Origin of the sequence: Stenotrophomonas sp. TWI700 (assembly GCF_039673645.1) — a bacterium.
Lineage (GTDB): Bacteria > Pseudomonadota > Gammaproteobacteria > Xanthomonadales > Xanthomonadaceae > Stenotrophomonas > Stenotrophomonas maltophilia_AA.
The window spans coordinates 29,517-41,800 of record NZ_JBDJMB010000003.1 but is presented as its reverse complement, the minus strand read 5'-3'; the positions used below and the strand labels follow the sequence as shown (position 1 = coordinate 41,800).

Here is a 12,284-nt window from a genome sequence, read left to right as displayed (position 1 = left end):
ATCAAAGGTCCTGCACGGCTTCACCAAGAGCATCCACGCATGGCGTGGATCCACCCTAGTGGCTGGCCTTGTCCCGCTTCCATCCGCGGTGCGCGATATCCAGCTTCAGGCTGTACAGCGCGGTGAACGCCGGGAACAGGTTCTGCAGCACGCCCACCGAGTCCTGCTTGGCCGAGAACAGGAAGTAGCTCAGCGTCATCAGGCTGCCGACCACGCTCATGTACCAGAACAGGCGCGGGATCACCGGCTTGCCGGCGCGGCGCGAGGCAACGAACTGGACCAGCCAGCGGCCGCCGAACATCAGTGCGCCGGTGTAGCCGATCAGCTTCCAGCCCGTGACGTGCAGGCCGGTCCAGTACAGCCAGGTCAGCGGCTGGTCGAGCCAGTGCAGTTCCATCAGCGCTCTTCCACGGCGGTGCGCTTGCTGCGCGTGATCAGCCAGGCGACCCCGCGCAGGTCGCGGATGCCGACCAGGGCGCGGCCGAGGTTGTTGTACTTGGATACACCGGCGGTGCGATGGCGGTGATTGACCGGCACGCTGATCGTCTTCCAGCCGGCACGCTGCATCAGCGCCGGCAGGTAGCGGTGCATGTGGTCGAAATACGGCAGGTCCAGGAACGCGGCACGCTCGAACAGCTTGATGCCGCAGCCGGTATCGGGCGTGTCGTCGCGCAGCATGCGCGCGCGGATCGCATTGGCCCACTTGCTCGCCCAGCGCTTGCTGCCCGAATCCTGGCGGTGCACGCGCCAGCCGGCGAACAGCTTCACCTCGCTGGCGGCCGCCGCGCGCGCGGCAAGCAGCTTGGGGATGTCGGCCGGGTCGTTCTGGCCGTCACCGTCCAGGGTCGCGATCCAGGGCGCGCGGGCGTGCTTGACGCCGTTGCGCACCGCGGTGCTCTGCCCGCTCTGGGTGACGTGGTGCAGCACCCGCAGTTCGGACGTGGTGGCCTTCAGGGACTGCAGCACCACCAGGGTGTCGTCGCGCGAATGGTCGTCGATATAGACGATTTCGAACTCGATCTGTCCGCGCAGTGCGGTGGTGATCTCGTTGATCAGGGGCGTGACGTTGTCGCGTTCATTGAAGACCGGGACGACGACCGACAACTGGGGTTGGCTCATGGTCGGACTCTGCGAATGGCCAGGATCGAAAAAGAGCGCGCATTTTCCGCACCCGAGGTTATCCGAAGATGAATGGGTGCGTGTGTGTCAGGCGTGAGCACCGAAATAATCGCGGCACCAGGCCACCACCGGCGGCAGGCCGCGCTCGATCGGCATGGCCGGCTCGTAGCCGAAAGCGTCATGCGCCCGCGTGGTATCGGCCATGGTGCGGACCATGTCGCCCGGCTGCATCGGCTTGTAGACCTTCTGCGCCGGGCGTCCGGCGGCAGCCTCGATGACACCGATGAAGTGCTCCAGCTCGATCGGCGTGTGATTGCCGAGATTGAAGACGCGGTGCGGAACGACCTCGCTGGACGGATGCGCCAGCGCGCCGAGGATACCGTCCACGATGTCGGAGACATGTGTGAAGTCGCGCTGCATTTTTCCGTCGTTGAAGACCTCGATCGGGCGGCCGGCCAGCACCGCGCGCGAGAACAGCAGCGGTGCCATGTCCGGGCGGCCCCACGGGCCGTACACGGTGAAGAAGCGCAGGCCGGTGGCATGCAGGCCGAACAGCTGGGCGTAGGTGTAGGCCATCAGCTCGTTGGCGGCCTTGGTCGCGGCGTACAGCGAGCGCGGCTTGTCGATGCGCTGGTCTTCGGAGAACGGCGGGGTGGCCGAATCGCCGTACACCGAGCTGCTCGAGGCATACACCAGATGGGCGACGCCGCGATGGCGGCACAGCTCCAGCATGTTGACGAAGCCGGTCAGGTTGCTGTCGACGTAGGCATGCGGATTTTCCAGCGAGTAACGCACGCCGGCCTGCGCGGCCAGGTGGATGACCCGGGTCGGCTGGACCTCGTCGAACAGCGCGGCCAGGCCCTCGCGGTCGGTCAGGTCGAGCACGCGGATGTCGGCCTGCGGGCACAGCGCGGCCACGCGATCGCGCTTGATCTGCGGATCGTAGTAGTCATTGTAGTTGTCCAGGCCGACGACGCGCTCACCGCGCGCGAGCAGGGCCTTGCAGGTGTTGGCGCCGATGAAACCGGCTGCGCCGGTCACGAGAATCGTCATGGGGTCCGCCCGTCGTACCGCCACGTATCGATACAGTGCTTTCCCGGGATGCACGCGTGGCGATCCGCGCATCCCGGTGGCCACCTCACCAGAGGCTGAGCGGCGCTTCCTTGGCCAGGGTGGCCTTGCGTTCCTTGCTGAAATCCCACCACGGCCGCGGCGCCTCGCCCTGCATGAAACGCAGCACCGACAGGAACACATCGATCACGCAGGGGTCGTGCATCACGCCGGTGCGCAGACACAGCTGTGCGTACATGTCATAGGCATCGCGACCGCGCAGGTGCGCTGGCACGCGGATGCCGATCAGACGGAGATCTTTCTCACAGGCCGGCCCGACATTCGGCAGGTCGGTCAGACGCAACAGATGGTTGCGGTCGACCTTGGTGGGGTTCATTGCTTGGGGGGAATCCTCTGACGCCTGCGGGGGACTCAGCCCTTCTGTGCGCGAAGTCGGTCGAGCACGCCATCCAGCGTGTCCAGGTCGGTGTAATGGATGATCAGCTTGCCCTTGCCGCCACGGCCGTGGTTGATCGCCACGCGGGCGCCCAGCGACTCGGACAGTTCGGTTTCCAGCGAGGCGATGTCGGCCTGCGGCGCGGCGGCCGCGGGTTTCTTGCGCAGCGCGCCCGGCACCTTTCCAGCGGCGAACTGCTGCGCGCGGTGCTCGACTTCGCGCACCGACCAGCCCTGGTCGGCCGCTTCCTGGGCCAGCTTGCTGGCCAGTTCCGGCGCCAGCGTCAGCAGCGCGCGGGCATGGCCCATTTCCAGCCGGCGGGTTTCCAGCAGCAGGCGGATCGCGATCGGCAGCTCGAGCAGGCGCAGCAGGTTGGAGACCGCCGCACGCGAGCGGCCAACGGCCTGCGCGGCCTCGGCGTGGGTCAGCGCGAATTCGGTGATCAGCCGCTGCAGCGCTTCGGCTTCTTCAAGCGGGTTGAGGTCTTCGCGCTGGATGTTCTCGATCAGCGCCATCGCGATGACGGTGCGGTCTTCCAGCTCGCGCACCACCACCGGCACTTCATCCAGGCCGGCCAACTGCGAAGCGCGCCAACGGCGTTCGCCGGCCACGATCTCGAAGCGGTCCGCGCCAAGCTGGCGGACCAGGATCGGCTGGATCACGCCCTGCGACTTGATCGACTCGGCCAGCTCGCCGAGCTTGGTCTCGTCCATGTCGCGGCGCGGCTGGTACTTGCCCGGCTGCAGGTGGCCGACCGGCAGCTTGCGCAGGATTTCACCCGGCTGCGGCTCGACCACCGCTGCTGCCTGCACCTGTGTCACCGCCCCCTTGGGCCCCAACAGCGCGTCGAGGCCACGGCCGAGGCCGCGTTTCTTGCCAAGGGCAGGCTTGGTGCTCATCAGGCGGTCTCCATGGCCTTGTCGGCCTTCTTGCGTTGGTTGTTGCGACGGATGATCTCGCCGGCCAGGCCGAGATAGGCAACGCCACCGCGCGAGGCACGGTCGTAGCCGACGATGCTCTGGCCATGGCTGGGCGCCTCGGCCAGGCGCACGTTGCGCGGCACGATGGTGCGGAACACCTGCTCGCCGAAGTGCTCGGTCAGCTCGGCCGACACGGCGTTGGCCAGGTTGTTGCGCACATCGAACATGGTGCGCAGCACGCCCTCGATCTCCAGCGCGGGATTGAGGTTGGCGCGCAGCGCTTCGATGGTTTCCACCAGCGCGCTCAGGCCTTCCAGCGCGTAGTACTCGCACTGCATCGGCACGATCACCGAGTCGGCGGCGGCCAGCGCGTTGAGCGTCAGCAGCGACAGCGCCGGCGGGCAGTCGATCAGGATGTAGTCGTATTCGTCGCGGATCGGGGCCAGCGCGCGCTTGAGGCGCTGCTCGCGCTCGCTCTGGTCCATCAGCTGGATCTCGGCGGCGGTCAGGTCGATGTTGCCCGGGAGCAGGTCGAAGCCTTCCGGCGTCTTGACCCGGACCTCGGCCGCAGTGCTTTCGCCCAGCAGCAGGTCACAGGTGGACGCGGCGACTTCACGCTTGTCCACGCCGCTGCCCATGGTCGCATTGCCTTGGGAATCGAGGTCGACAAGAAGCACGCGCTTGGGTGCAGCAGCCAGGGAGGCGGCCAGATTGACGGCGGTCGTGGTCTTGCCGACGCCACCTTTCTGGTTGGCGATGGCGATGATGCGGGCCATGCGGGTGAGCCTCATCGGCAGGGAGTGGGACTGGTCATTATGCGTATATGGCGCGTGTCATGCACTGTGAGATGCGCGGCAGGCACGCGCCGCAATGCCGCAGCCGCGCCCACGGGCACGCCGGCGGCGCGGCGCAGGGCCAGGCCGGGAGAGGCGCAGGACGACCGTGGGACAGGCGATGCGGGCAGTGAAGTCACCGGCTCACGGGCCGGTGACCACCACCAGATGGCGCTCACCGGTCAACCCGGGGACGCTCAGCGGCACCACCTTCTCCACCGACCAACCGGCCGGCAGCTGCGCGATCTCGTCGTGCGGGTACACGCCTTTCATCGCCAGCAGGCGGCCACCGGGGCGCAGCAGATGCCCACCGACCCGGATGATCCCGGCCAGGGTGTCCATCGCGCGCGCGGTCAGGTGGTCATACGCGGCCGGTTCGGCCAGCGCCTCGGCGCGCGACTCGGCCACGCGGGCATTGCCCAGGCCCAGCTGGCGCACGGCCTCGCGCATGAAGCGGGCCTTCTTGCCGTTGCTCTCGACCAGGGTCACCTGCAGCTGCGGGCGCGCGATCGCCAGCGGAATGCCCGGCAGCCCGGGGCCGGTCCCCAGGTCGGCCAGGGTGCCGGTCTCCAGGTAGGGCTGCATCGCCAGCGAGTCGAGCAGATGGCGGGTGACCATCTCCAGCGGGTCGCGGATCGCGGTCAGGTTGTAGGTACGGTTCCAGCGGTCCAGCAGGGTCAGGTAGGTCAGCAGCGGCGGTGCCAACGCGGCCTCCAGGCCCATCGCCGACAGCCCGCGCTCCAGCGCGTCGGCCACGCCGGACGGAAGTGTGTGATCAGTCATGCCGTGATTATCGCATCTTGCCTGCAGCGGCAGCGGCGCCCGGAGACGACTGGCATCCATTACAGGGCATGGAACGCCAGCGCGGCCCGGAAATCATCGGCCGCCTGCCACTCATGCAGGTGCCAGCGCTCGGCAGGCCCGAGTTCGGGGTCGCACCAGGCCAGATGCAGGCCACCATCGATGCCCGGCGCGAGCTGCAGCCGGTGCAGGCCGAACGAGATGCCCTGCCCCTGCGCCTTGAGCAGCGCTTCCTTGGCGCACCACACGCGGAAGAACCAGTGGTTGCGGGCGGGCCCGTCCAGCGACTCCAGCCAGGCGATCTCGGCCGGGTGGAAGAAGCGCTGGACGATCTCCAGCATCCGCGGACGCGGGCGCAGCGGCTCCAGGTCCACCCCGAGCCGGACCCCCTCGCCCAGGGCGACCAGCAGCAGCCCGTGGCTGTGGCTCCAGCCGGTGCCCACATGCGCCAGCGGGCCATGCAGCTCCGGCCGGCCACGCGGGTCGCGCTGCAGCGGCAGGTCCTCCGGTTCGCCACCCAGCTGCCCGGCCAGCAGCACCCTGGCCTGTGGCTCGCCACGGGTCCCCACCACGTGCGGCAGGCGCCAGACCGTGACCGGGCCGAAGCGCCAGGGGCCATCGAGGGTGGCCGGCAGGCTCATGCCACGCCCCCGCCATCGCGGCTGCACGACGACTTCACGGGGTGTGCCGTCAACTGCACAGGTTGCAACCGCACAGAGGGAGTCAACGCTATGGGCATCATCATCTGGTTGATCGTCGGCGGCATCGTGGGCTGGCTTGCCAGCATCATCATGAAGCGGGACGCGCAGCAAGGCATCATCCTCAACATCGTGGTCGGCATCATCGGCGCACTGCTGGCCGGTTGGCTGTTCGGCGGTGGCATCAATGAAGCAATCACCATCCGTACGTTCCTGTTCTCGCTGATCGGTGCCGTCATCCTGCTCGCGATCGTGAACCTGTTTACGCGTCGAAGCGTCCGCTGACGCGCTCACGTACTTCGTTCGATCAACAAGGCCCGGCACTGCCGGGCCTTGTTGATTATGGCGTAGTGCCGGCCGCGGGCCGGCACCCCACGCACTGCGGGTCCCTCATGAGCCGGCCAGCGGCCGGCACTACGCCAGCGTTACCCACGCCGGGGCGTGGTCGCTGGGGCGGTCCCAGGTACGCGGTTCGCGGTCGATGCCGGAGGCCAGCGCGCGCGCCTTGAGCGCGTCGGAGACCAGGGTCAGGTCGATGCGCAGGCCCAGGTTGCGGCGGAAGCCGGCCGCCCGGTAGTCCCACCAGCTGAACACGCCTTCTTCCTCGCTGTGCAGGCGGAAGGCATCGTGCAGGCCCAGCTGCAGCAGCTTGTTCAGGGCGCCGCGCTCGGCGGTGGAGGTCAGGATGTGGTTCTCGTTCCAGACCAGCGGGTCGTGCACGTCGCGGGCATCGGGCGCGATGTTGAAGTCGCCCATCACCACCAGCTCCGGGTACCTGGCCAGCTCGGCCTCGACCCAGGCGTGCACGGCCTCGAGCCAGCGCAGCTTGTAGGCGTACTTGTCGGTGCCCACGTCCTGGCCGTTGACCACGTACAGATTGATGATGCGCACGCCGTTGACGGTCCCGGCGATGGCGCGCTTCTGCTCATCCTCGAAGCCGGGAATGCCGATCTGCACGTCCTGCGCCGGTTCGCGCGAGAGCAGCGCGACGCCGTTGTAGGTCTTCTGCCCGGCGAACACGCTGCGGTAGCCCAGCCCGGCCAGCACCGTATCGGGGAACTTGTGGTCCTCCATCTTGGTTTCCTGGATGCCGACCACGTCCGGCGCGAACGCCGTGAGCCATTGTTCCAGGTGCGGCAGGCGCACGTTGAGCGAGTTGACGTTCCAGGAGGCGATTTTCATGCGGGCATTCTACCTGTGGGGCGCGCCTTCGTCGGCGGCCCCTACCGCACCATCATCTTCAACATCCCGGCGATCTTCGAATACGGCGGCTTGAGCAGATCGCTGGCGGCCCAGCGCGACTGCCACAGGATCGGCAGCTGCTTGCTCATCGCATCGAAGCCGGCACGCGCGTGGTACGCGCCCATGCCGCTCGGGCCAACGCCGCCGAACGGCAGCCCATTGACCGCGAAATGCAGCAGCGTGTCGTTGACGGTGACGCCGCCGGCCACGACCTGCGCCAGCACCCGTTCCACCTGCGTACGTTCGTGACTGAAAACGTACAGCGCCAACGGACGGTCACGTGACTGCACGTCCGCGATGGCAGCGTCCAGATCCGGATACGCGCAGACGGGCAGGATCGGACCGAAGATCTCTTCGCGCATCAGGGCCAGATCGGCCGGCGGATCGAGCACGATGGTCGGCACGATCAGCCGTTCGCGCTGGGCACGCTCAGGATCGACGGTGGCCAGTTCGATCACCGGAACGCCCCGCGCGCGGGCCTCCTCGAGATAGCCGCGCAGCCGCTGGTACTGGCCCTCGTGGATGATGCGGGTGTAATCCGCGGTGTCGCTGAAATCGCCATAGCGCGCCTGCACCTGGATCTGCAGCTGCTGCACCAGTTCGCGCTGGCGATGGCCGTCGATCAGCACGTAGTCCGGCGCGATGCAGGTCTGCCCGGCATTGAAGAACTTGCCGGTGGCCAGGCGCGCGGCGGCCTTGTCCAGCGGGTAATCGCTGCAGACGATGGCGGGGGATTTACCGCCGAGTTCGAGGGTCAGCGGGGTCAGGTGCTCGGCGGCCGCCGCCATGACCTTGCGGCCGATGGTGGTGGAGCCGGTGAACACCAGGTGGTCCAGCGGCGACCCGGCCACGGCACTGGCGAGGTCTCCATCGCCCTGCACGACCGCCACGCGATCCGACGGGAACACCTCGGCCAGCAGGCTATGCAGGAATGCACTGGTGCGCGGCGTGTGCTCGGACGGCTTGAGGATCACGTGGTTGCCGGCGGCGATCGCGGTCGCCAGCGGGATGAGCGCCAGGTTGACCGGATAGTTCCACGGCGAGATCACCCCGACCACGCCCAGCGGCACCGGCCGGGTCTGCGCACGTGCCGGCCAGAACCGCCAGCCGACACCGACCCGACGCGGTCGCATCCAGCCGCGCAGATTGCCGCACAGATGATCGATATCACCGAGTACGGTCATGCCATCGGCGATCAGCGATTCGTGGGTGGAGCGGTGGCCGAAGTCGGCCGAGATCGCGGCCGCCATCTCCGGCAGGCGGGCCTTGAGGGCCGCGCGCAGGCGCTGCAGGTCACTGCGGCGCTGTTCCAGCGTCGGGCGATTGGCCTGCCAGGCGGTACGCAGGGCGTGCAGGATCGCGGGAAGCGCGGCGGGATCGGTGTGGGCATCGCTCATGGCCCGACTATAGCGGCAGGCTGCGTGATGGCGGGATCGGTCGTGGGGGGCGCGGGCCGGGAACCACCCCCCCCGCGCCCGGGCAATGTAGGGAGCCCGCCCGCCGCCCCCGCTACCCCCCCAAAAAAAACCTCGCACGCGTCGCCGTCGATTGATCGGGAGCCGGCCAGCGGCCGGCTCTACCCTCGGAAACAGAAGGGGCCGCGATTCGCATCGCGGCCCCTTCGTCATGCCGTGGCGATCACCGTTACTTGGTGATGTCCACATCCTTGGTTTCATGCAGGAACAGGCCACCGACCACGACCGTCATCAACGCGATGATGATCGGGTACCACAGGCCGTAGTAGAGGTTGCCGGTACCGGCCACCAGCGCGAAGGAAATCGCCGGCAGGAAGCCACCGAACCAACCGTTGCCGATGTGGTACGGCAGCGACATCGAGGTGTAGCGGATGCGGGTCGGGAACAGCTCGACCAGGTAGGCGGCGATCGGGCCGTAGACCATGGTCACGTACAGCACCAGCAGCCACAGCATGAAGATCGTGCCCGGGATGTTGATGCGTGCGTTGTCGGCCTTGGCCGGGTAGCCCGCCGCAGCCAAGGCACCCTTGAGCTCCCCGCCGAAGGCATCGCCCTTGGCCTTGAGCTCATCCTTGGTCAGGCCGGCGGCCTCGAACGAGGTCACTTTGGAGGTGCCCACGTTGACCACCGCCAGCGAACCGGCCGGTGCCGGCTGCACTTCATACGGCACGCCAGCCTTGGTCAGGGCCGCGGTGGCCACGTCGCAGGAGCTGGTGAACTTGCGCATGCCGACCGGATCGAACTGGAACGAACAGGTATTCGGATCGGCATTGACCAGCGCCGGCGAATTGGTGCGCGCTTCTTCGATCGCCGGATTGGCGAAGTGGGTCAGGCCCTTGAAGATCGGGATGTAGGTGATGGCCGCCAACAGGCAGCCGGCGAGGATGATCTTCTTGCGGCCGATACGGTCGGACAGCCAGCCGAAGAAGATGAAGAACGGTACGCCCAGTGCAAGCGCGGCGGCGATCAGCAGGTAGGAGGTGGTGGCGTCGACCTTGAGCATGCTGCTCAGGAAGAACAGTGCGTAGAACTGGCCGCCGTACCACACCACGGCCTGGCCGGCTGCGGCGCCGAGCAGGACCAGCAGCATCAGCTTGAGGTTGCCGTCCTTGAGGCTGTCACGGAACGGGGTCTTGGAGCCCTTGCCTTCAGCCTTCATCTGCTGGAACAGCGGGGATTCGCTCAGCTGCAGACGGATCCACACCGACACACCCAGCAGCACGATCGAGACCAGGAACGGAATGCGCCAGCCCCAGGCTTCGAACGCTTCATTGCCCAGGAAGTAGCGGCAGGCCAGGATGATCAGCAGCGACATGAACAGGCCGAGCGTCGCGGTGCACTGGATGAAGCTGGTGTACAGGCCACGCTTGTCGGCCGGTGCATGCTCGGCGACGTAGGTGGCCGCGCCACCGTACTCGCCGCCCATCGCCAGGCCCTGGGCCAGGCGCAGGATGATCAGGATCACCGGTGCGGCAAAGCCGATCGAGGCGTAGTTGGGCAGCACGCCGACCAGGAAGGTCGAGATGCCCATGATCAGGATCGTGACCAGGAAGGTGTACTTGCGGCCGATGCGGTCGCCGAGGCTGCCGAAGAACGCCGCGCCGAACGGACGCACGAAGAAGCCGGCCGCGAACGCCAGCAGGGCGAAGATCATGCCCGTGGTTTCATTGACGCCGCTGAAGAACTGCTTGGCGATGATCGCGGCGAGCGAGCCGTACAGGAAGAAGTCGTACCACTCGAAGACGGTACCCAGGCTGGACGCGAAGATGACCTTCTTGTGTCCCTGGGTGAGTTGGGCTTTCGCCGGTGCAGGTGTTGTTGACATGGGACGCTTCCCCTCCGAAGCAATCGTGGTGGTGTGCCGGCTGTACGCCGGCACGCGTTTTCTGTTTTAGAAGCTGTATTTGGTCGTGAACTGCAGGCGGCTGATATCGCCCTTGCGGCCATCCTCGATCTCGCGCACGCCGTACATCAGCTCGGCGCCGACATCGACCTTGGGCATCGGCGTGTAGAACACGTTGCCGCGGATGCTCTGCACGCTCTTGGTGACCAGCGGGCCGAGGCTGCCGTCGTTGTCGTAATCGCTGCGCGCGTAGATCAGGTTGGTGCGCAGCTTCGGGGTGAAGGCGTGGCGCCAGCCCACGTAGCCGGCCAGCACGCCGGTCGGGTTGAGTTCGTCGCGGGCGATGTCATACGCGGTATCGGCGGTGACGCCCAGGCCGATGTAGCGCGCGATGCCTTCGCCGCCGGTGACCTGGTAGTGCAGCGTGTCGGTGTCGCCCATCACCCACTTGCCACCCAGGGTGAGGCCGCCGCCGATTTTGTCCGCGTCGGCACCGCTGATCTGGTTGTCGACCTTCAGCTGGCGGACCACGCCGCCGACGCCGAAGGTGCCCCAGTCACCCTTCCAGCCATAGCGCAGGGTCAGGTCGGGCAATGCGCCGCGATCGGAGTTGCTGGCCACGTTGGTCCACGCACCGGTGACCGGATTGCGGGCGCCGGTGAGCAGCGTGGTCTCCGGGTTTTCCAGCGCGACGCTGAAGCCGCCCTGGGTGTAGCGGATCTGGGCCTGGCGCACGAAGATCACGCCGTCGGTCGGGCCGACGAAGTCGGCGGCTTCCGGCAGCGAGGCCGCGTCCATGAAGTTGGACCAGGTCTGGCCGGCCATCCAGTTGTTCCAGTACATGTACGCATGACGCAGGGTCACGCCGTAGGTATTGGTCGCGGTCTGGTTGCCCAGCGAGTTGCCGAAGAAGTCCATCTCGAAGAACGCACCGGACTTGTTGCCGGCCTCGCTGACATTGTCGATGCCCAGGTTGAAGCGCGAGAACTTGGCGTGGGCGTTGTAGTCCACGTCCGAACGCTCACCGCTGCCGCCGGCACCGGCCACCGGGGTCTGGCCCGGCAGGTACAGCGCGCGGCCGGTGGCATCGTCGGCCAGCTGGCCGTCGCCGGTCTGGGTGGCCAGGAAATCGGCCTTGATGAAGCCGCCGATCTTGACCGTGGTACCCGGCGCAGCGCCCGGGGTGATGGTGGTGACCTGGATCGGCTGCTTGCCGGCCGGCACCGTGGCAGCCACCGGCTGCTGCGCCTGGACCGTGCGCACGGCAGTGACCTCGGTCTGGGCCTGGCTGATCTGGGCCTGCTGTTGCTGCTGGTTGGACAGCAGCAGCTGGACCTGGCGCTCCAGCTCCACGACGCGGGCTTCCAGCGCTTTCTCTTTGGCGGTTTCGGCGAACGCCATGCCTGGCGCGATCAATGCGACGAACATGGCGGCGGCCAACGGCCGGCGTGTCGTCCTCAGCAAACGGTGGCTCATGTTGCCCTCTCTCCCGGGTGGCAAGGTGATGCCGCGCATGGGGCACGGTCGACCCGAGGGTGCGGCGCGTTGACGCACCGAAGCTATTGGCCATTAGTCGTACTCGCCCCCCCGGGGGCGAGTACGACCCGGGCGCCGGCAGGCGACCGGCAGGTGCCGAAGGCACCGTGCAGGTACCGACCGTTGATCGGTACGCAGCGCCTCACGACCAACGGTCGTGAGCTACCGCAGCGAACGGTCATGAGCCATCGGGGTCCCCGGCCGTGTCCCATCAGGGCGTTCGGCGTTCGACCATGGTCTAACCACCCCGATACCGCGCAGGCGGGTGGATGCGGCAAACTGAGGGGGAGAGGTCGTCACTTATGTTGCG

General features: G+C 67.3%; 13 protein-coding genes. 1 reads left to right on the top strand and 12 read right to left on the bottom strand.

The window, feature by feature from the left end; all coding sequences use genetic code 11:
* Positions 1-55 precede the first annotated feature (55 nt).
* The 8 genes from ABE473_RS03685 to ABE473_RS03650 all read right to left on the bottom strand — a co-directional run bounded on the left by ABE473_RS03685 (position 56) and on the right by ABE473_RS03650 (position 5,821).
* Entirely contained in the window at positions 56-397 is a 342-nt protein-coding gene (locus ABE473_RS03685) for a lipid-A-disaccharide synthase N-terminal domain-containing protein (protein ID WP_179459693.1), read from the bottom strand.
* Positions 397-1,119 carry a glycosyltransferase family 2 protein gene (locus ABE473_RS03680; protein WP_346488544.1) on the bottom strand — a complete coding sequence of 241 codons (723 nt, stop codon included), beginning with the start codon at positions 1,117-1,119 and terminating at the stop codon, positions 397-399. The genes ABE473_RS03685 and ABE473_RS03680 overlap by 1 nt, the downstream gene beginning before the upstream one ends.
* Positions 1,120-1,206: 87 nt before the next feature.
* On the bottom strand, positions 1,207-2,172 hold the full coding sequence (locus ABE473_RS03675) for an SDR family NAD(P)-dependent oxidoreductase (RefSeq protein ID WP_346488543.1): 966 nt from the start codon (positions 2,170-2,172) through the stop codon (positions 1,207-1,209).
* 85 nt (positions 2,173-2,257) lie between these two features.
* A complete protein-coding gene (locus ABE473_RS03670; RefSeq protein WP_019185615.1) occupies positions 2,258-2,566 on the bottom strand; it encodes a helix-hairpin-helix domain-containing protein in 309 nt (102 codons plus the stop codon).
* Positions 2,567-2,601: 35 nt separating this feature from the next.
* Positions 2,602-3,525, bottom strand: a complete 924-nt coding sequence (locus ABE473_RS03665; protein WP_179459690.1) for a ParB/RepB/Spo0J family partition protein — start codon at positions 3,523-3,525, stop codon at positions 2,602-2,604.
* A complete protein-coding gene (locus ABE473_RS03660) occupies positions 3,525-4,322 on the bottom strand; it encodes a ParA family protein (RefSeq protein ID WP_019185613.1) in 798 nt (265 codons plus the stop codon). The genes ABE473_RS03665 and ABE473_RS03660 overlap by 1 nt, the downstream gene beginning before the upstream one ends.
* 201 nt (positions 4,323-4,523) lie before the next feature.
* Positions 4,524-5,162, bottom strand: coding sequence for a 16S rRNA (guanine(527)-N(7))-methyltransferase RsmG (rsmG, locus tag ABE473_RS03655; RefSeq protein WP_346488542.1), 639 nt, complete (start codon positions 5,160-5,162; stop codon positions 4,524-4,526).
* A 59-nt stretch (positions 5,163-5,221) separates the two neighbouring features.
* On the bottom strand, positions 5,222-5,821 hold the full coding sequence (locus ABE473_RS03650; RefSeq protein WP_346488541.1) for a 4'-phosphopantetheinyl transferase superfamily protein: 600 nt from the start codon (positions 5,819-5,821) through the stop codon (positions 5,222-5,224).
* A 90-nt stretch (positions 5,822-5,911) separates the two neighbouring features.
* On the opposite strand from ABE473_RS03650, the gene ABE473_RS03645 reads away from it, so the two are divergent.
* Positions 5,912-6,163 (top strand): GlsB/YeaQ/YmgE family stress response membrane protein, encoded by a 252-nt coding sequence (locus ABE473_RS03645; RefSeq protein ID WP_038685456.1) that lies wholly within the window; start codon positions 5,912-5,914, stop codon positions 6,161-6,163.
* 129 nt (positions 6,164-6,292) lie between these two features.
* Here the strand turns inward: ABE473_RS03645 and xth are convergent, their stop codons facing one another.
* The 4 genes from xth to ABE473_RS03625 form a co-directional block, all read right to left on the bottom strand.
* Positions 6,293-7,060, bottom strand: a complete 768-nt coding sequence (gene xth / locus ABE473_RS03640) for an exodeoxyribonuclease III (RefSeq protein WP_346488540.1) — start codon at positions 7,058-7,060, stop codon at positions 6,293-6,295.
* A gap of 41 nt (positions 7,061-7,101) precedes the next feature.
* A complete protein-coding gene (locus ABE473_RS03635; protein ID WP_346488539.1) occupies positions 7,102-8,517 on the bottom strand; it encodes a coniferyl aldehyde dehydrogenase in 1,416 nt (471 codons plus the stop codon).
* Between the two features lie 247 nt (positions 8,518-8,764).
* Positions 8,765-10,420: an MFS transporter gene (locus ABE473_RS03630; RefSeq protein WP_346488538.1), complete on the bottom strand. Its 1,656-nt coding sequence runs from the start codon at positions 10,418-10,420 to the stop codon at positions 8,765-8,767.
* Between the two features lie 66 nt (positions 10,421-10,486).
* Positions 10,487-11,914 carry a DcaP family trimeric outer membrane transporter gene (locus tag ABE473_RS03625; protein WP_346488537.1) on the bottom strand — a complete coding sequence of 476 codons (1,428 nt, stop codon included), beginning with the start codon at positions 11,912-11,914 and terminating at the stop codon, positions 10,487-10,489.
* Positions 11,915-12,284: the final 370 nt, after the last annotated feature.